General features: G+C 67.0%; 19 protein-coding genes. 6 read left to right on the forward strand and 13 right to left on the reverse strand.

Features of this window, described 5'->3' with window-relative positions:
* Positions 1-27: 27 nt before the first annotated feature.
* Complete coding sequence (locus tag O3I_RS31920) at positions 28-1239, forward strand: MFS transporter (protein WP_014987153.1); 1212 nt, start codon at positions 28-30, stop codon at positions 1237-1239.
* Positions 1240-1285: 46 nt separating this feature from the next.
* The gene (locus O3I_RS31925; protein ID WP_014987154.1) at positions 1286-2089 is read left to right on the forward strand and encodes a nucleotidyltransferase domain-containing protein; all 804 of its coding nucleotides are present in this window, start codon (positions 1286-1288) and stop codon (positions 2087-2089) included.
* 4 nt (positions 2090-2093) lie between these two features.
* Here the strand turns inward: O3I_RS31925 and O3I_RS31930 are convergent, their stop codons facing one another.
* On the reverse strand, positions 2094-2588 hold the full coding sequence (locus tag O3I_RS31930; protein WP_014987155.1) for a winged helix-turn-helix transcriptional regulator: 495 nt from the start codon (positions 2586-2588) through the stop codon (positions 2094-2096).
* A 116-nt stretch (positions 2589-2704) separates the two neighbouring features.
* Between O3I_RS31930 and O3I_RS31935 the strand changes: the two genes are divergently transcribed.
* Positions 2705-3349 (forward strand): dihydrofolate reductase family protein, encoded by a 645-nt coding sequence (locus tag O3I_RS31935; RefSeq protein WP_014987156.1) that lies wholly within the window; start codon positions 2705-2707, stop codon positions 3347-3349.
* 75 nt (positions 3350-3424) lie between these two features.
* Here O3I_RS31935 and O3I_RS31940 read toward each other — a convergent pair whose 3' ends face one another.
* The 10 genes from O3I_RS31940 to O3I_RS31985 all read right to left on the reverse strand — a co-directional run bounded on the left by O3I_RS31940 (position 3425) and on the right by O3I_RS31985 (position 12738).
* Positions 3425-3628, reverse strand: coding sequence for a cold-shock protein (locus O3I_RS31940; RefSeq protein ID WP_014987157.1), 204 nt, complete (start codon positions 3626-3628; stop codon positions 3425-3427).
* 142 nt (positions 3629-3770) lie between these two features.
* On the reverse strand, positions 3771-4199 hold the full coding sequence (locus O3I_RS31945; protein WP_014987158.1) for a putative immunity protein: 429 nt from the start codon (positions 4197-4199) through the stop codon (positions 3771-3773).
* A 172-nt stretch (positions 4200-4371) separates the two neighbouring features.
* Positions 4372-6213 carry a 3D-(3,5/4)-trihydroxycyclohexane-1,2-dione acylhydrolase (decyclizing) gene (gene iolD / locus O3I_RS31950; protein ID WP_014987159.1) on the reverse strand — a complete coding sequence of 614 codons (1842 nt, stop codon included), beginning with the start codon at positions 6211-6213 and terminating at the stop codon, positions 4372-4374.
* On the reverse strand, positions 6210-7097 hold the full coding sequence (iolB, locus tag O3I_RS31955; RefSeq protein WP_014987160.1) for a 5-deoxy-glucuronate isomerase: 888 nt from the start codon (positions 7095-7097) through the stop codon (positions 6210-6212). The genes iolD and iolB overlap by 4 nt, the downstream gene beginning before the upstream one ends.
* Positions 7094-7987, reverse strand: a complete 894-nt coding sequence (locus O3I_RS31960) for a Cgl0159 family (beta/alpha)8-fold protein (protein WP_041562999.1) — start codon at positions 7985-7987, stop codon at positions 7094-7096. Before O3I_RS31960 ends, iolB begins: the two co-directional genes overlap by 4 nt.
* Before the next feature lie 34 nt (positions 7988-8021).
* Complete coding sequence (iolC, locus tag O3I_RS31965; RefSeq protein ID WP_014987161.1) at positions 8022-8960, reverse strand: 5-dehydro-2-deoxygluconokinase; 939 nt, start codon at positions 8958-8960, stop codon at positions 8022-8024.
* Entirely contained in the window at positions 8957-9766 is an 810-nt protein-coding gene (locus tag O3I_RS31970) for an ATP-binding cassette domain-containing protein (protein WP_014987162.1), read from the reverse strand. The genes iolC and O3I_RS31970 overlap by 4 nt, the downstream gene beginning before the upstream one ends.
* Complete coding sequence (locus O3I_RS31975) at positions 9763-10812, reverse strand: ABC transporter permease (RefSeq protein WP_014987163.1); 1050 nt, start codon at positions 10810-10812, stop codon at positions 9763-9765. The genes O3I_RS31970 and O3I_RS31975 overlap by 4 nt, the downstream gene beginning before the upstream one ends.
* A 17-nt stretch (positions 10813-10829) precedes the next feature.
* Positions 10830-11834: a sugar ABC transporter substrate-binding protein gene (locus O3I_RS31980; RefSeq protein WP_237748168.1), complete on the reverse strand. Its 1005-nt coding sequence runs from the start codon at positions 11832-11834 to the stop codon at positions 10830-10832.
* A 7-nt stretch (positions 11835-11841) separates the two neighbouring features.
* Entirely contained in the window at positions 11842-12738 is an 897-nt protein-coding gene (locus tag O3I_RS31985) for a TIM barrel protein (protein ID WP_014987165.1), read from the reverse strand.
* A gap of 263 nt (positions 12739-13001) precedes the next feature.
* On the opposite strand from O3I_RS31985, the gene O3I_RS31990 reads away from it, so the two are divergent.
* Both O3I_RS31990 and O3I_RS31995 read left to right on the forward strand, forming a co-directional pair.
* The gene (locus tag O3I_RS31990) at positions 13002-14006 is read left to right on the forward strand and encodes a LacI family DNA-binding transcriptional regulator (RefSeq protein WP_014987166.1); all 1005 of its coding nucleotides are present in this window, start codon (positions 13002-13004) and stop codon (positions 14004-14006) included.
* Positions 14007-14055: 49 nt separating this feature from the next.
* Complete coding sequence (locus O3I_RS31995) at positions 14056-15075, forward strand: Gfo/Idh/MocA family protein (protein WP_014987167.1); 1020 nt, start codon at positions 14056-14058, stop codon at positions 15073-15075.
* Between the two features lie 268 nt (positions 15076-15343).
* Here O3I_RS31995 and O3I_RS32000 read toward each other — a convergent pair whose 3' ends face one another.
* Both O3I_RS32000 and O3I_RS32005 read right to left on the reverse strand, forming a co-directional pair.
* Entirely contained in the window at positions 15344-15685 is a 342-nt protein-coding gene (locus O3I_RS32000; RefSeq protein ID WP_141691639.1) for a hypothetical protein, read from the reverse strand.
* A gap of 446 nt (positions 15686-16131) precedes the next feature.
* Positions 16132-17016 carry a hypothetical protein gene (locus tag O3I_RS32005; protein ID WP_141691640.1) on the reverse strand — a complete coding sequence of 295 codons (885 nt, stop codon included), beginning with the start codon at positions 17014-17016 and terminating at the stop codon, positions 16132-16134.
* Between the two features lie 345 nt (positions 17017-17361).
* On the opposite strand from O3I_RS32005, the gene O3I_RS32010 reads away from it, so the two are divergent.
* The gene (locus O3I_RS32010) at positions 17362-17997 is read left to right on the forward strand and encodes a hypothetical protein (RefSeq protein WP_014987170.1); all 636 of its coding nucleotides are present in this window, start codon (positions 17362-17364) and stop codon (positions 17995-17997) included.
* Positions 17998-18008: the final 11 nt, after the last annotated feature.

Here is an 18008-nt window from a genome sequence, read left to right on the forward strand (position 1 = left end):
CCTGGTCCGAAGCCGTTGTCTGGAGACATGACACAGGTCCAAGAAGTCACGAGTCCAGCACCGCGGGCGGGTGGTTCGACGCGGCGCGGCTGGCTCGGCGTCGGCGCCGTGACGGGAGCCACGTTCACGGTCGTCACCTCCGAGATGCTGCCGGTCGGCCTGCTCACCCCGATGAGCGACACCCTGCGGGTCAGCGAAGGGGCGGCCGGACTCTCGCTCACCGCGACCGGCTTCGTCGCGGCGGCCGCCTCACCCCTGCTGCCCGCGGCCCTCAGGCGGATCGACCGCAAGCTCGTGCTGTGCGGGCTGCTCGCGGTCCTGGTGCTCGGCAACCTCGGCTCGGCCTGGGCGCCCAGCTTCGGCGTCATGATGGGCGCGCGGGTGCTGGTCGGCGTCGCGATCGGCGGTGTCTGGGCGATCGCGGCGAGCATGGCCGCGCGCCTGGTGCCCGCCCGTTCGGTCGGCACCGCGACCGCACTGGTGTTCAGTGGTGTCGCGGTGGCTTCGGTGATCGGCGTCCCGACCGGCACCTACCTCGGCGCGCTGGCAGGCTGGCGCACGGCGTTCGTCGTCACCGCGGGCCTCGCGCTGGCGGTGCTGCTCACGGTGGCGGCGGTATTGCCGAAACTGTCCGCGACACAGGGCGTTCCACTGCGCGCCGCGCTGCGACTGACCCGGCGGCCGCAGATGAGCACCGGCCTGCTGGTCATCGCGTTCCTGGTGACCGGGCACTTCGCCGCCTACACCTACATCCGTCCGCTGCTGGAGAAGGTGACCGGTATCGGCGCGAGCACCATCGGCACGCTGCTGCTGATCTACGGAATAGCCGGTGTCCTCGGCAATTTCGGCGCGGGCAGCACGGGCGTCCGCAATCCGCGGCGGACCCTGCTGACCATCGGCGTGCCGCTGGCCGCCACCGTGCTGCTGGTGCCGGCCCTCGGCGGATCCCTGATCCTGGCGGTGGTGCTCATGGTGGTGTGGGGCCTGTCCTACGGCGGGGTCTCGGTGACCGCGCAGAACTGGGTCTTCGCCGCCGCACCGGACGCCAACGAGGGCGCGTCCTCGTTGAACGCCGGCGTCTTCAACGGCGCCATCGCGCTCGGCTCGTTGCTCGGCGGCCGGATGGCGGACGCGTTCGGCGTCACCTCGGCGATGTGGCTCGGCGGCGTGCTGGTGTTCATCGCGCTGGCGATCGCTACGGTCAGCCCCACACCGGGCCGGTCCGAGCAGCAGAGATAGCGAAAACGAGGTGCGGCGTAGATCATCGGCCGCATAGCATCGGCCCATGTCCCTGCGCGCCGTTCCCGCCTCGATGGACCCGACCGTGGTCGGGTCCATCGACGACGAGTTGGACCGGGTGGCGCGCGAGTATCGCGTCTCGGTGCGGCTGGCTATCGAAAGCGGCAGTCGTGCTTGGGGTTTCCCGTCACCCGACTCGGACTATGACTGCCGGTTCGTCTACGTGGCGAGCCTGGACACCTACCTATCCCCATGGCGCACCCGCGACGTCATCGAGACACCGCTGGCGGGGCTGCTCGACGTGAACGGCTGGGACCTCGCCAAGGCGCTGCGCCTGCTGGTCGCGGGCAACGCCGTGCTCATCGAATGGCTGATGTCGCCGATCGTGTACCGCGGCGACCCCGCGTTCCGCGACGAACTCCGTGCCTTGGCCGACGAGGTCGCCGACCGCAGCCGGGTGGCCCGGCACTACCTGCATCTGGGTAGCAAGCAGTGGGAGTTGTTCGACCGCAACAGATCACTGAAGAAGGTGTTCTATTCGCTGCGCCCCGCCATGGCGCTGCGGTGGCTGCGTCAGCATCCGGACGCGGCGGTCGCGCCGATGCATCTGCCGACCCTGATGGACCAGTGCGAGCTACCCGCGGATCTGGTCGCCGCGGTGGCGGAGTTGACCGAACTCAAGTCGCGGACCCGCGAAATGGGCAGCGGCACAGTGCCGGTGCCGATCGCATCGTTCATCGCAGCCGAATTCGACCTGGCCGCAGACGCTTTCCCGAAGACGCGAGATCCGGACCTGGCGCACGCGCGTGCTCGCACGGCGGAGTTCTTCCGCCGCGAAGCCACACGCTAGCGGGTTACGCCTCGGCGAGCACGGCGGCGTACGCCTGGGCCAGCCGATCGGTGGCGGTCGGCCGGTCCGGGTCCGGGCGCGGTACGCCCAGGTGGGATTCGCGCAGTTCGTCCATGAAGTCCGCCCAGAGTTCGGGGCCGCCCTGTTCGAGCAGTTCGGCGCGCACCCGCAGTCGCCTGGTCGTCGGGCGGTGCCGTAACCCCCAGGAACCGAGCTGCGCCATGATCGGCACCAGTTGCACGGCCGCCTCGGTCAGCCGGTATTCCGCCTTCTGCCCGGGCCTGCTGTCTTCGCGGCTGAGCAGGCCCGCGGCGACCAATCGCTTGAGCCGGTCCGAGAGGATGTTCGAGGCGATCCCCTCCTCCGATCCAGCCAGCAGTTCCCGGAAGTAGCGCCGGTTCCCGAACATCACGTCACGCAGCACCAGCAAGGTCCACCGGTCCCCGATGACCTCGATCGTCGCGTTGATCGGGCAGCCTGAGCGTCCCTCGTCGCGCATCCACCACTCCTGTCCGCGGAACCATACGAAACTTCTGCTTGCAATATACAACCAGTTACCCCTACGCTGCCCACAAGCGGTTGCGAACTGCAACCAGTAGCGAAAAGGACAGCATCATGCCGAAGCTTCGTGTGCACAATCTGGCGATCTCATTGGACGGTTACGTCGCCGGGCCGAACCAGAGCCGGGAGAATCCGCTGGGCGAAGGCGGCGAGCGCCTGCACGAGTGGGTGTTCCAGACGCGGGCGGGCCGCGAGATGACGGGCAGCGCGGGCGGCGAGAGCGGCATCGACGACGACTTCATCCGCGCGGGCGATGCGGGAATCGGCGCAACGATCATGGGCCGCAACATGTTCGGGCCGTTCCGTGGCCCGTGGGAGAACGAGGACTGGCAGGGCTGGTGGGGCGACAACCCGCCGTACCACCACGACACCTTCGTCATGACGCATCACGCGCGTCCGTCCTTGCCGATGACGGGCGGGACGGTCTTCCACTTCGTGAACGACACGCCGGAAAAGGTGCTCCAGCAAGCTTTTACGGCCGCCGACGGCAAGGACGTCCGGCTGGGCGGCGGTGCCGCCACGGTACGTCAGTTCCTGCGGGCAGGCCTGGTCGACGAACTACACCTGCCGGTGGTGCCGATCCTGCTGGGCGGCGGCGAACGACTCTACGACGATCTCGGCACGCTGCCGGGTTACCAGGTGAGTTCCGTGGTCCGCTCCCCCGCGGTCACCCACGTCGAGTTCACCCGCCAGTCCTGACCACAGGTCCCCCGGAAACGGTGAAAGGCCCCGCACCGCGCCGGTGTGAGGCCTTTCAAAAGCTGGGGAGCGAGATCAGAGGACGCGAACGTCCTGCGCCTGCGGGCCCTTCTGGCCCTGGCCGATTTCGAACTCCACGCGCTGCCCCTCGTCGAGGGACCGGAAACCCGAGCCGCTAACAGCCGAGTAATGCACGAAGACGTCGGGGCCTCCGCCGTCTTGCGCGATGAAGCCGAAGCCCTTCTCGCTGTTGAACCACTTCACAATGCCCTGAGCCATTTCATACTTTCTGTAGACGAGCCAGATTCTGACAATGGAATGTCCTGGTCTCGTAGATCAACGATGCCATGATCCGACGAATTTCTCCACACGTACCCCCACCAACTGTGAGCAATCCAACCCTCACGGTGGGGTGTGGCCCTCACCTCCCATGCTCCGACAGGCCCCGATCCGGGAACACGACGCGAAACAGCCGCGCGGGTACCTGCGATTCCTGCCAGGCGCGTTCGTCGCTGTCCTCCGACGAATCGGCCTGGGCGGCCTTGACGGCATAGTTGGCGGCGTGCACGACATGGCCCGCGGCGTGCGCGGTCGCCGCGGCATGGCCGGCGGAACGGGCCGCGTATTCGCCCGCGCCTTCGAGCCCGTGCGCCGCGTCGTGCGCCGCGAACGCGGCCCGGCGCGCCTCGGGCATGGTCAGCTCGCCGCGCACCCAGCCGCGCGCCGCCTCGATCGCCGCGCGCGGCCGTGCGTCGTCCGGGCGGGCGCGCTCGAACAGCGGTAACACGTGTTCGGCGCAAGCGGCGGCCCAGAGCGCCAACGCGGTGTGGTCGCCCCGGTTGAGGGTCATGTTCCCGCTCCGATCGCCTCGATCCGCACGGGCCTACTCCTCTTCGACGAGTACTCGCCGATCTTTGGTGCACATCCAGTTGCCTTGTGCCGCAATGGCCATCGACACCCGCTGCCGCGGACGCCGATAAGTCATCCTACGACTTTTCCTGGTGTCGCGCAGCACATCCCGGTCAGGAACGGAGGTATCGCACCTGACGCGGCTTGGCCTCGGCGTGCGCCGCGCGACCGGAAAGATGTTCGGGCACACCGACCTCCCACCACGCCCCCGCCTCGGTCCACGACGACGGCTGCGTGCGGACCACCAGCACCGCGGGTTTGGATTCGCGGACCGCGGCCGTCCTGGCCTCGGCATAGGCGGCCCGGAATTCGGCCAGGTCGGTCGCGGTATACACGGCACAACCCAGCGCCCGAGCGTGCGCGGCGAAATCCACCCGGGGCGGGTCGGCGTGGGCGCTACGGCAATCGGCGTAAAAGTTGTTGAATGGCGCGCCGCCCTGGCCTTCCTGTAATCGGGCGATTACCGCGTAGCCGTCGTTGTCGCAGACGACCGCGACGAACGGATGCCCGGCGAAAGCCGCGGAGAATAGTTCGGAATTCAACATGAGATAGGAGCCGTCGCCGAGCAGCGTGGTGACCAAACCGTCGGTATGTGCCATGGCGGCGCCCCACGCACCCGCGAGCTCATAGCCCATACACGAAAACCCGTATTCCACGTCCATCGTCGGCGTGGCGCCGGTGGCCCGCCAGCCGCCGACCAGCTCGCCGGGCATCCCGCCCGATGCCGTCATGACGTAGTCGCTCGGGCCGCTCAGCTCGTTGACAACGCTCACCACCTGGGCATAGCTCGGTGTACCGGGGGTGTGCGCGCGAAGTTTGTCGATATGCGCGTCCCAGGTGTCGCGATGGTGGGCCGCGCGAGACGTCCACTGCGGGTCGACGCGCCAGTGCGTCAGCTGCTCGGCCAGTTCGGTGAGGGTGGCTTCGGCGTCGCCGACCACCGCGAGTGCGCCGTGTTTGACCGCGTCGAAGCGCGCCGCGTTGATCGTGACCAGGCGGACGTCCGGCGCGAACACGGTCCACGACGCAGTCGTGAAGTCCTGCAACCGAGTTCCGACCGCGAGCACCAGATCCGCCGTCGCGGCCATGACATTCGCGGAGGCGGAACCGGTGACCCCGAGCGGACCGGCGTAGAGCGGATGCGCGTGCGGAACCAGCGTGCGGCCCGCCGTCGTCTCCACCACCGGAACGCCGTGGCGTTCGGCGAATTCCAGCGCGGTACGACCCGCGCCCGAATAGCGGACGCCGCCACCGAGCACCAGCAGCGGTCGCGTCGACGCGCGCAGTGCCGCGGCGGCATCGGCGAGTGCGCGACGATCGGCCCTAGTGCGCACGAGACGGTGCACCACCGGCGCGAACAGCGCGTCGGGGAAGTCGTAGGTCTCGGCCTGCACGTCCTGCGGCAGGGCCAGCGTCACCGGGCCCGCGTCGGCCGCGTCGGTGAGCACCCGAACTGCCTGCGGCAGTGTGGAAATCAACTGCTCCGGCCGGGTGATCCGATCGAAGTACCGGCTCACCGCGCGGAACGCGTCGTTGACCGTCGCGGTCGCGTCGCCGAAATGTTCGACCTGCTGGAGCACCGGATCGGGTGCGCGGGTGGTGAAGGTGTCGCCCGGAAGCAGCAGCAGGGGAAGACGATTGGCATGCGCCACGCCGGCCGCGGTCACCATGTTCAACGCCCCGGGGCCGATCGAAGAGGTCGCGACGCCGACCTGGCGCCGGTGCGTCGCCTTCGCGTAGCCGACCGCGGCCAGCGCCATGCCCTGTTCGGTATTGCCGCGCCAGACCGGGATCTCGTCACGCCGCTCGTGCAGCGCGGTACCGAGGCCGAGCACATTGCCGTGCCCGAAGATGCCGAAAACCGCCGGGAACAGCGGGACTTCGCGACCGTCCAGCGTCTCCGAGCGCTGCGCGACGAGCCACGCGACCAAGGCCTGTGCCGCAGTCAGTTTCATCCGTTCCGTCCTTCGTGAGTGGTGACGGGGCAGCGCGGATCGAGCGGTTCGTCGTCCCAGCTGCCGCGTACCCAGCTGTGCGCCGGGTCGTCGCAGAAGGCCATCGAGCGCTGCGGCCCCGGACCCGCGAGCACGTTGAGGTAATACATCGGGTAGCCCGGCGCGGCGATGCACGGTCCGTGATAGCCGTGCGGGACCAGGAATACATCGCCGTCACGCACCGCGACGTTCTCGTCCAGCAGGCCGTCGGCGGTGTAGGTGCGGTGCATGCCGAAACCCGTCCGGGACGGGGTGATGCCGTCGCGTCCGGCGATGCGGAAGTAGTAGATCTCCTCGTTGACGACCTCGCAGTCGCTCGCCTCGTCGTGCTTGTGCGGCGGATAGGACGACCAGTTGCCGTCCGGGGTGATCAACTCACAGGCGTTCAGCTTGTCGGCGTGCTCCCACACCCCCGGCACCCCGAAGTTGGTCACCTGGCGGGTGGCCCGGCCCGCACCGCGGATATCGACCGGCACCTGCTCGGCGGGACCGTATTTCGGGGTCAGCCGGTTCGCGCAGCGGGCCATCGGCAGCGCGACCTCGAGCGCGCGCTCGGCGTGCAGTGTGACTTCGGCGTCACGCGGTACGTACGCGAAATCCGTCACCCGGGTGAAAACCGATTCCCGGCCGGTCAATTCGAAGGTCACGTCGTCGACCTGCACCGTGCACGACCCGGACAGCGGAAGCACGAAGGCCTCGAACTCGCCGGTGCGCAGCATCCGGTTCTGGCCGGGAGCCAAGGTGAGCACGCGCAGTCCGGTGTAGTGCCAACCGGCGTCCTCCGGCGTGAGGACGACCGGATCGTTGCCCGCGCCGACGGTTCCGGCCGGTCGGTGCAGCTTCATCGCGCCTCCCGCAGCATCTTCGCCGCCTGATCGACCGCCGCGGCCACGTCCCCGTCCGGCGGATACAGCAGCGTGCGACCGACCACCAGACCGCGGACCACGTCGTGGCCCAGCGCGCCATCCCAGAAGGCGAGGTCGGCCGCGGGGTCACCCGACGGAGCGCCGCCCAGCACCACGACGGGGAGCGTGGTCGCGTCGAGGACCGAAACATCCTGCGGGGCAGGGATCTTCAACCAGGTGTACGCGGAGGTGACGCCGAGCCCGGAGGCCACCGTGATCGCCCTGGACAGCGACGGCGCGTCCTTGCTCATCACCAGCGACCCGGACTCGTTGCGGTGGTAGGGCAACGGCTCGACCATCGCCATCAAACCGTTCGCGGCCAGTTCCGAGACCGCCTGCGCGCAGGCCTGCAGCGTCGGCACCGTGCCCGCGTCCGAATCGACCAGGCGCAGCAGCATTTTGCCGCCGTCGAGGCGGAACCGGGCCAGCGAGTCCGCGTCGTAGCCGGTGAACCGGTCGTCGATCTCCCACTCCGCACCGGCCAGGCCGCCACGGTTCATCGAACCGATCACCACCTTGTCGTCCAGCGCGTCCAGCAGCAGCAGTTCCTCGACGATGTCCGGGGAACCGAGCACGCCGTCGACATCCGGATGCGCGAGCGCGATCAGCAAGCGCTCCAGCAGCGTGCGCCGGTCGGCCATGGCGGTGCGGTCCGATCCGACGCCGAGGGCGCCGCGGGCCGGGTGATCGGCGGCGACCAGGAACAGGGTCTGCTTGTCCGCGAGCAGGTTCGCGCGACGCATCCGCTTCGCATAGGCCCGTTCGACCGCCGCCGGGTCCGTCGCGCGGACGCGCAGCAGCTCACGCCAGCGTCCGTCGGTCAAATGCACCGTAGTTCCTCCGATTCCGGGTTCATCCGCTGGTTCAGCGGCATAGCAGTTCCTCGATTTCCGCGTCCGTCGGCATGGCGTCCGCGCAGGCCAGGCGCGAGGCCACCAGTGCGCCCGCGGCATTGGCGTAGGTGGCGATGCGGTGTGGATCCCAGTCCGAGAGCAGCCCGTGGATCAGGGCACCGCCGAATCCATCCCCCGCGCCCAGCCCGCACACCACCTCGACACGGCACGGCGGCACCGTCCAGCGTTCGTATTCGGTCGCCACGAGCACGCCCTCGGCACCCCGTTTGATCACCGCGAGCCGCACCCCGCGCGCGAGCAGCCGGTCCGCCGCCGCGTCGGGATCGGCGGTGCCCACGGCGACTTGGACCTCGGTGCGATTGCCGACGACTACGTTGACGTGATCGATCATCCAACCGATCTCCCGCTGCGCGGTCGCGACATCCGGCCAGAACATCGGCCGATAGTCGAGATCGAGCACCGTGTGCCCACGGCGGGCGCGGCGCTCCAGCACCGCGCGCTGCGTGCCGCGGCCGGGTTCCGCGCTGACGCCCGTGCCGGTGACCCACAGCAGCGGCACCGAATCCACCACGTCCCAGGGCACCTCGTCCACGGTGAGCGTGAGATCCGGTGCGATGGGCGCACGATAGAACAGCAGTGGCGGGTCGGCGGGCGGATTCAGCTCGCAGAACACCACCGGCGTCAGCAGATCCGGCTCGGTCGACACGTAGTCGGCGCGAACACCGAATTCGCCCAACGCCTTTCGGACATAGTCCCCGAATCCGTCCGGCCCGACCTTGGTCAGCACCGCGCTGTCCCGGCCGAGCCGGGCGGCGGCCACCGCGACGTTGGTCGCGGTGCCGCCCAGCGATTTCGCGAACGATTCGACCTCGGCGAGGCCGACACCGCTCTGCTGCGGGTAGAGGTCGACGCCGACCCGGCCGAGCGTCAGCACCTCCGGGCCGGTCACGGCACCACCCGCTGCAATTCGTGTTGCAACGCGTCCAATTCGGCGCCACCCGCCATCTGCCGGGTGAGTTCCGAGACATCTATCTCCGACTTCTCGTACGAGCCCAGCATGGCTCCGCGTTTGAGCAGCAGGAAACGATCACCGACCGGGTACGCGTGGTGCGGGTTGTGCGTGATGAGGATTACGCCCAGGCCCCGATCACGCGCCTGCACCACGTATTTCAGCACCACGCCTGCCTGTTTTACGCCGAGCGCGGCGGTCGGTTCGTCGAGGATCAGAACTTTGGCGCCGTAGTGCACGGCCCGCGCGATCGCGACGCACTGCCGTTGCCCGCCGGACAGCGTGCCGACCGGTTGCTCCATGTCCCGCAACTCGATACCCATGTCCGACAGACCTTTTCGGGCAATCGCGCGTCCTTTGGCGCGATCCAGCAGCCGGAACGGGCCGTAGCCGACGGTGGGCTCCGAGCCGAGCACGAAGTTGCGCCAAACGCTCATCAGCGGGACCACCGCCAGATCCTGATAGACGGTGGCGATGCCGTGATCCAATGCCGCACGCGGAGAGGACAACCGGACCGGCTCGCCCTCGATCCGCAGCTCGCCGCGATCGTGCTGGTGCACGCCCGCAAGGATTTTGATCAGCGTCGACTTGCCCGCGCCGTTGTCACCCAGGATGCAGGTGACCTCACCCGCGTTCACCACGGTCGACACGTCCTGCAACGCGACCACGCCGCCGTAGCTCTTGCCGAGGCCGATCGCCTCGATGAGGGGGATGCCCGTCGCATCGCCCCGCGCTGCTGTAGTCATCGGCGTACCCTCTCGGCTCGCTTCTGGAATCTGTTGTTGACCAGCACCGCCGCCAGCAAGAGCACACCCAGGAACAGCATGAACCAGTCGCTGTCCCAGCGTGCGAACACGATGCCCTGGCGGGCCATGCCGAAGATCAGCGCGCCGATCGCGGCGCCGACGGCCGAACCGAAACCACCGGTCAGCAGGCAGCCGCCGACCACCGCGGCGATGATGTAGTGCAGTTCGAGCCCCACGCCCTGATTCGCCTGCACGCTGGCGAAGCGCAGGATGCCGCACGAACCGACCACCCAGCCGGCGAAGGCCGTGGTCATGAAGAGGATGATCTTCGTCCGATCGGCGGGCACGCCCACCGCCCGCGCGTTCGGCAGCGCACCGCCGACCGCGAAGATCCAGTTGCCGAACCTGGTGCGCACCAGCACGATCGCGGCGATCGCGGTCAGCACGATCCACCAGATGACCGAGGCCTGGATCCGCGCGTCGCCGATGTTCAACGTCGAGGCGAACACCCACCCGGCCGAGTTGTAGCCCTCGGCACTCCGAATGCCCGACACCTGAACGGTTCCGGTGACCAGGCGGGTCACGCCGAGGTTGAGGCCTTGCAGCGCAAGGAAAGTGCCGAGGGTGACGATGAAACTCGGTAGTCCGGTGCGCATCACGAGCCAGCCGTTGAACGCGCCGACCAGCAGGGCCAGCACCAGCGAGGCCAGCAGCGCGAACCAGACGTTCCAGCCGGCGTGCACCGCGAGCAAGGCGGTGACCAACGCGGTCGACGCGGTCATCACACCGGCCGACAGATCGAATTCGCCACCGATCATCAACAGCGCCACCGCGACCGCCATGATGCCGAGCGTGGACGAATCGTCCAGCCAGGTCGCGACGCCGAGCGGACTCAGGAAGCGGTCGGTGATGATCGAGAAGAACACGAACACGAGCAGGGCGCCGAGCGCGGCGCCGATCTCGGGGCGGACGGCGAGCCGTTGCAGCAGCGACGGTCCGTCCTGGGCGGCCGGTGCGGCCTCGGTAGCTTTTGTGGCAGTAGTCATCTCATTCACTCCTGACCTCACCGCGTGCCCTGTGCCACGAGCGCGGCGACGGCATCGACGTTGTTCTTGTCGACGAAGGCCGGACCCGTCTGCACCGGTGCGCCGCCACCGACGGTGTTCAGGTTCGTCCGGTAGGCCTGCAACAGCACCACCGGCAGGTAGCCCTGCTCGTACTGCTGCTGGTCGACCGCGAACAGCAGCTTGCCGCCGCGAATCGCCTCCACCACATCGGTATTGAGATCGAAGGTGGCGACCGTGGCCGCCGAGCGGGACTCCTGCACCGCGTCCACCGCGCGGGCGGCGACCTGAGAGTTCAGGGTGAGTACCGCGTCGATCGAGTGGTCCGCCTCCAGCGCGCCCTTGATGCGGGACTGGGCGTCGGTCGGATTGTTGATGTCCACCTGGAGTGTCGCCGCATTCCCGAAGGCTTTGCTCGCGCCCTCACAGCGTTGATTGGCGCCGATATTGCCCGCCTCGTGGATCACGCAGAGCATCTTGGTCTTCTTCGCGTCGGCCAGTCGCTTGCCGGCCGACTGCCCGGCCAGCGACTCGCTCTGTCCCACATGGCCGATGGCGCCGTACCTGACGCTCTCCGCCTCGCCGGAGTTGATGGTTACCAGCGGAATGCCCGCGGCGACCGCCTTTTCGATCGAGGGCCGCAGCGCGTCGGGGTTGGCCATCGAGACGACCAGCCCGTCCACCCCTTGGGCGACCGCGTTGTCGATGAGCTTGGCCTGTTGGCTCGGATCGCCCGAGGAGTTGTATTCGACCCGGACCCCGAGGTCCTTGCCTGCGGCTTCCGCGCCGTTCTTGACCACGTTCCAGAACGCGTCACCCGGGCTGCCGTGCGTGACCACCGCGACCGAGTTCAATTTACCTGCGGCGACCGGGCTTTGGCTCGGTGCGACCACGTCCGCGCCCGGCCCGCTACACGCGGCGAGGACCGCGGCCGCGGCGAGCCACGGCACCAGGCGGCGCGAGCGTTGCCACCCGCGGTGCAGTCGATGAGACATCGTTGTCATCACTTCCCTACTGGATCGGTGCGGCCGTCACAAGGCCCGCGAGGTGACGCAGGCTGCGTTCGGTATGCCGGCTCGGCAACTCCGCCGAGTCGGTGGGCTGCAGAGCGGTGTCCTGCTCCATGACGTACCAGCCGCGGTAGCCCGCGGCCTGCATGCTGTGCACCAGCGCGGCGATATCGACGTCACCGTCGCCGAGCGGAACGTACAGACCTTGCCGCACAGCTTCGCTGTATTCCATTGCCCCGCCGCGCACTTCATCGGCAACGGCGATGCGCACGTCCTTCAGGTGAACATGCCCGATCCGGTCGGCATGACGCTGCGCGAGCCGCACCGGATCGGTTCCGCCGATCAGCAGGTGGCCGGTGTCCAGGCACAGGTCGAGCGCCGAATCGGCAAGGAAGCGTTCGACTTCCGCCTCGGTCTCCACGTGGGTACCGACATGCGGATGCAGCACCGTGCGCAGGCCGTGCTCCGTGGCGATATCGCGGATGGCGGCGGCGGAGCCGATCAGGGTGCGCCATTCGTCATCGTCGAGTTGCGGGCGGGTGTCGTACCCGCCGAGCCCGGTGGCGGCGGCCAGCACGACCACGTCGGCGCCGGTGGCGGCGAACAGGGCGATCGACTCCCGGGACGCTTCGATCGCCCGCTCCGGCGCCTCGTGCAGCACCAACGCCAGGAATCCGCCCACCGACGAGATACCGAAGGTCCCCAGCAGCGACCGCAGTTCGTCCGGGTCGCGGGGTAGATATCCGGGCGGGCCGAGTTCGGTGGCGGTCAGGCCGAGCGCGGCCATTTCCGCGAGGACGGTGCGCGCGTCGAGCACATGCCCCCAGCCGGGAACCTCGCAGACTCCCCAGGAGATTGGTGCGGCCGCGACGCGCAGCGGGTAGAGCGGTTCGGTCATCAGGACTTCTCCGACCTTCGATGTCGAGTTGGAGCGCTCCAACCAATTAGAGCGCTCCAACTATGTAACGTGGGTCATATTGTGTCAAGAGGGTGCCCGTTGGCCAGAATATCGCTACTACCTGGTAATACGTGGTCGATCAGCGAAAATGACGGTAAACCTCTTCGCAAGGAAAGTCCGATTAGAGCGCTCTATTGATTAGCGCGCTCCAACCTTGTAACGTCCGACACTGCACACATCATCGAACGGGGAACGGAGGCGACATGGCACGGCCGACCATGGAGGATGTCGCCGAGCGCGCCGGCGTCTCCCGGGCGCTTGTGTCGCTGGTCATGCGCAACTCCCCCAAGGTGAGCGAGCACCGTCGCCGTGCCGTGCTGGAAGCCGCGAAAGATCTCGGCTACCAACCGCACATCATGGCGCGGTCACTGGCCAGCCGGACCTCGAACATCGTCGGCGTCATGGTTTCTGATCTGCGCAACGCGTTCTTCGCCGATGTCGTCGAGGGAATGGACGCCGCCGCACAGGAATCCGGCCTCGAACTCATCCTCAACACCGGCCGGCGCAGCGCCGCCCGCGAACGCACCGCGCTGGAGAGCCTGCTCGCGTTCCGCCCCGGCGGCATCATCCTGCTCTCGCCGATCCTGCCCGCCGCCGCCATTCGCGATGCGGCACAACAGGCTCCGCTGGTTCTGGTGTCCCGCAGTTCGGCTATTCCCGACGTCGACACCGTCAACGACGACGGTGAGGTCGGCGCCGCCCTGGCCGTGGATCACCTTGTCTCCCTCGGACATCGGCGGATCGTGCACCTAGACGGCGGCGGCGCGTTCACCGCGGCGCCGCGACGCAAGGGCTACCGTGCCGCGATGGAACGGCACGGCCTCGAGCCGATGGTCATCCCCAGCGAACACACCGATGCCGCCGGTATCGCCGCGGTCCGCAAACTGTTGAATCTGTTCTCCCGCGACAGCTTTCCGACAGCGCTCGTGTGCGGCAACGACTTCAACGCCGTCGGCGCCATGTCCGCACTCGAGGAAGCCGGTTTGCGCGTGCCCGACGACGTCTCCGTCGTCGGCTACGACAACACCTCACTCGCCGCGCTGCGCCACGTCTCCCTCACCACCATCGATCAGCCGCGCATCCAAATGGGCCGTCTCGCCGTCGAAGCGCTCGTCGAACGGCTACGCGACGACCGCACCGAACCGGTCCGTCGCCGCCTCCAGCCCTCGCTCGTCGTCCGCGCGACGACCGGCGCCCCCAGCAACTGAATTCTCGCTGCCCACAAGGCAGTTCCGCACGTTCTCAGGAGGAGAGCCGATGTCATCCCATCAAGCCGTCACCCTCGGTCTCGCCGGCACCGGCCGGATCGGCACCGCGCACGCCGAAACCCTCAAGAATCTCCCGAATGTCGCCAACGTCGTCGTAGCCGACGCCGACGCCGACCGTGCCCGCGCCACCGCCACCAAGCTCGGTGTCGAATTCGCTCCCGACCTCGACGCCCTGTTCGCCGCCGACCTCGACGGCATCGTCATCGCCACCGCCACCGACTCCCACCCCGAACTCATCCTGCGCGCCGTAGCCGCCGGCATCCCCGTCTTCTGCGAAAAGCCGGTCGCCGCCGACATCGAAGGCACCCTCGCCGTCCTCAACCACCTCGAATCCTCGACCGTCCCAGTGCAAATCGGCTTCCAACGCCGTTTCGACGCCGGCTACCGCGCCGCCCGCGACGCAGTCGCCGCCGGCTCCCTCGGCTGGCTGCACACCCTGCGCGCCACCACCCTCGACCCCACCCCTCCCCCCGCCGACTACATCCCCCGCTCCGGCGGCATCTTCCGCGACTGCGGCGTCCACGATTTCGACATCATCCGCTGGGTCACCGGCCGCGAAATCGTCTCCGTCTACGCCACCGGCACCAACCAGGGCGAACCCTTCTTCACCGCCGCCGGCGACGTAGACACCGCCGCCATCGTCCTGCACCTCGACAACGACACCCTCGCCACCGTCTCCCTCACCCGCTACAACGGAGCCGGCTACGACGTCCGCCTAGAAGCCCTCGGCTCCAAAGGAAACGCCATCGTCGGCCTGGACGACCGAGCCCCCCTCACCTCCGTAGAACCCGACTACCTCCCCTCCTCCTTCCCCGCCTACCCAGGGTTCATGGAGCGGTTCCGTCGGGCGTATACAGACGAGCTGGTTGCGTTCGTTGGGGTGGCGACAGGAAAGCTCGAAAACCCTTGCAGTCCAGTGGATGCGCTGGAAGCGTTTTATGTGGCCGAGGCCTGCGAACTGTCGCGGCGGGAGGAACGGCCGGTGCAGGTATCCGAAGTTCGTCGCTGATCTCAAATATCGAAGCCGGCTGTAGGCATGGCTACAGCCGGCTCCACCTATGGGCAGGAACCGTAGTAGGTCGATGAGCATCACTAGACGGGAGGCCTGCTGAGCATCCTCCTTCCTATCGCGCCGTCTCCTCAAACAGGGTTGGTGATGCAGAGTTTCAGCATCTCCGCGTTTGCGCCAGGTCGCCGTGAGGACGCGACGGACCGGACCCGTGACGGATGAACCGACACGTTAGCCACCGGAAGGCCTCGTGGCTAACGTGTCGGCACTAGAAGAACAGCGCTATCACCGCGATACCTATCAGTAGCGTTGATCCGAAAGCCGTTCCTCCGCGCAACGCAGCCTTCGCGGGCGATGCGGCATCGATCCGGCTCAGGATCACGGTCAGTAGCCCTGCGATGAGGGCCACCGCGACTGCAAGACAGAGGGACAGCGCCGCTACAGGCACGTCGTCCGACAATTTTGCTTCGATCTCGATCGTCGGCGTTGCCATGGCAATGCCCGGGTCCACCTTGAGCGCATGCTTCTCCCGCAGGGGCGAAGGGGATGGCCAGACAGCTGCCAGCGACGCGGTAGCTGGCTCGCAGACCGACCTGGTTACGCTGTGCATGTGAGCTCCGTTCTGGTTCGTATGTGGAGGTAGATCGGGGTTTCCAAAGCTGTCCCTGCCCCTGACCGGGTGGGGGCAGCGCTTCTAACGCATGGCCCGAAGGCCAGAAAGCGTGATGCTCAATAGTTGCTATCGATAAAGCGGTCGAGTCTGCTGGAGGGTCTATTCGCAGGATCGAGCAGTCGTCGATGGACAGACAATCACTGCTTCCGTGAGTAGCACGACCGACTAGCTGATGAAGCCGGCTGAAACACCCAATCGAGCAACGGATTGCAGGGTGCGCGATGACCACGATCACGCTTCGGCGACAACAGTTTCAGTCATAACTGGCCGCAAGGGGTGTCGACCATGCAGCAAAGTACGCCATAGCTCCCAATCGGGCGCCACAACCATGAGGTCTTACGCCGTCGATCGAGACGTCACTGACGTGTTCATAGAGGACGCTGTTAGCTTGCACGCGCCAGCACGTTATCCAAAAGCGCGTCAGCGTCGGCTCGTCGATCATGCTGTTTAAGTGAATGAAGGATGCGCAGCACGTCGCGTTCCGACCGGTTTCCGGCGTAGGTGATGATGGCCTCGGTCGCCTCAGCCATGCCCAGGTCACGGCAAGAAATGACAGCGTTCGCCGTCTCCGCTGGCGAAGCTTCACTGCCGACATAACGGATGAGACCGTTGGCCCGCTCGAAGTTGCCGACCGAGATGTACACGGCGAGATCCTTGGCAGGCGGCCACGCGACGTCGGGGGTCACGAATTTGCGCCGGTCCCCCTCAGAGTGGGGGACCGGCGCAACGACCGGAGTGATGGCGGCAGCGGAGATGGTCCGTTCAGCCGGCTTTGCGGCCGCACGCTCCCGGAGTCGCTCGAGATCGTCCCACGAGATGACAGCGCCCGGACCTGCCTTAACCAGCGCAAGACTGTGCAGTTCCCGAAGGTGTATCGCCTTCGGACGCTTCCGTTTGCCGTTCGCCAGGTCGGCCAAGACCGACTTGGACAGGTACCTACTCTTGAGCTCGGCCAGCTCCGCCCGCACCTCGTCCGCACGGGCCTCGTCCGCCCGAGCGCCCAGCTCCTTCTTCAACTCCTTCAATCTCTCCGCGACAGCGTCCACGATGGCTCTGCAGGAGAGGCCGGTCAGGCCTATCAAATCGCGTATCGCCTCGGCGAGCTCCAGCCACTCCTGTGACAGCTTGTTGCGGTCGAGGTCAGCAAACTTCCCTAGCTGCGGCAAACGGATCGCCTCCATCCAGTCGTTGGTACGAACCTTGCCATTCTCCTTCGTGGAACGTTCCTTTCCAATAGGTTCCTCCGGTTTCGCCTGACCTACTTTCATGCCGAAATGTCTGCGCCTGTCCCAGATTTCGAACCGTAGACTCCACTGTCCTGATATCCAGGACAGTGGAGTTTCGGGACAGCCGGAGTCGGGACACGGAACCCACACTTTCGGGACACGAGTCTGTAATGTCGATCCGCACCACCTTCACGTGTCCCACTTTCTTTCAGGACACGATCACGCCCCCGATCCACGGGCCGATGCTGTTCAGTAGTTAAGGAAGCCGACACCAGCGATCCACGCCCAACCAGTTGGGCACTTGCAGGAGTCCGGCTCGTACCTTGACCGTGGAAGGTGGGTTTCAATATGGCTGTGCCGTCATGGGAGGATCCTCAGCTCGGTGCTATGAAACGCGTAGCGCTCTGGCTAGTGCAGTCCGTCGGCGTCGGCGAGCTGTTCACCAAGTCACAGCTTCGTGAGGCGTTTCCCGGAACGTCGCAGATCGATCGGCGCATGCGCGACTTGCGTGACTTCGGTTGGCGAATCGACACCAACCGAGAGGACCCCGCGCTCGGGTCACATGAGCAACGGTTCGTAAAGCAAGGCGACCCGGTGTGGGAGCCGGGTAAGGCGACGAGGAAGGCCGGCGCAACCGTTACTGCCGCTGAGCGGCACGCCCTGCTCATGCGCGACGGGCACAAATGTCGTTCATGTGGAATCGGTCCCGGCGAGCAGTACGCCGGAACCTACGTCACGTCGCAGCTCGATGTCGCTCGCCGTCCGGTGCGGATGCCTACGGGTGAAGTTGTCGTGCAGCTGGTGATCGAATGCAACCGTTGCCGCGTCGGAGGACGCGATTTGACAGCGAACCTCGATGATGTCCTCACACGGGTCACCCGTTTGCCCCTCTACGAACGGAAGATGCTCGCCAGCTGGGTTGAGCAAGACTCGCGCAACTTCAGTGATGCGGAAGAATTATGGGCGGCTTACCGAACCCTGCCGGCAGACGCTCGGGAGAAGGTCCGTGCCGCTCTGCAATAACAACACGACGC

This window comes from Nocardia brasiliensis ATCC 700358 (assembly GCF_000250675.2).
Classification (GTDB): Bacteria; Actinomycetota; Actinomycetes; order Mycobacteriales; family Mycobacteriaceae; genus Nocardia; species Nocardia brasiliensis_B.

Coding starts and splice junctions, on each gene's coding strand:
- O3I_RS31935 (WP_014987156.1), top strand. CDS start 2,705: ATGCCGAAGCTTCGTGTGCACAATCTGGCGATCTCATTGGACGGTTAC.
- O3I_RS31940 (WP_014987157.1), bottom strand. CDS start 3,628: ATGGCTCAGGGCATTGTGAAGTGGTTCAACAGCGAGAAGGGCTTCGGC.
- O3I_RS31995 (WP_014987167.1), top strand. CDS start 14,056: ATGTCATCCCATCAAGCCGTCACCCTCGGTCTCGCCGGCACCGGCCGG.
- O3I_RS31985 (WP_014987165.1), bottom strand. CDS start 12,738: ATGACCGAACCGCTCTACCCGCTGCGCGTCGCGGCCGCACCAATCTCC.
- O3I_RS31975 (WP_014987163.1), bottom strand. CDS start 10,812: ATGACTACTGCCACAAAAGCTACCGAGGCCGCACCGGCCGCCCAGGAC.
- O3I_RS32000 (WP_141691639.1), bottom strand. CDS start 15,685: ATGCACAGCGTAACCAGGTCGGTCTGCGAGCCAGCTACCGCGTCGCTG.
- O3I_RS31970 (WP_014987162.1), bottom strand. CDS start 9,766: ATGACTACAGCAGCGCGGGGCGATGCGACGGGCATCCCCCTCATCGAG.
- iolB (WP_014987160.1), bottom strand. CDS start 7,097: ATGAAGCTGCACCGACCGGCCGGAACCGTCGGCGCGGGCAACGATCCG.
- O3I_RS31925 (WP_014987154.1), top strand. CDS start 1,286: ATGTCCCTGCGCGCCGTTCCCGCCTCGATGGACCCGACCGTGGTCGGG.
- O3I_RS32010 (WP_014987170.1), top strand. CDS start 17,362: ATGAAACGCGTAGCGCTCTGGCTAGTGCAGTCCGTCGGCGTCGGCGAG.
- iolD (WP_014987159.1), bottom strand. CDS start 6,213: ATGAAACTGACTGCGGCACAGGCCTTGGTCGCGTGGCTCGTCGCGCAG.
- O3I_RS31990 (WP_014987166.1), top strand. CDS start 13,002: ATGGCACGGCCGACCATGGAGGATGTCGCCGAGCGCGCCGGCGTCTCC.
- O3I_RS31920 (WP_014987153.1), top strand. CDS start 28: ATGACACAGGTCCAAGAAGTCACGAGTCCAGCACCGCGGGCGGGTGGT.
- O3I_RS31945 (WP_014987158.1), bottom strand. CDS start 4,199: ATGACCCTCAACCGGGGCGACCACACCGCGTTGGCGCTCTGGGCCGCC.
- O3I_RS31930 (WP_014987155.1), bottom strand. CDS start 2,588: ATGCGCGACGAGGGACGCTCAGGCTGCCCGATCAACGCGACGATCGAG.
- O3I_RS31980 (WP_237748168.1), bottom strand. CDS start 11,834: ATGACAACGATGTCTCATCGACTGCACCGCGGGTGGCAACGCTCGCGC.
- O3I_RS32005 (WP_141691640.1), bottom strand. CDS start 17,016: ATGAAAGTAGGTCAGGCGAAACCGGAGGAACCTATTGGAAAGGAACGT.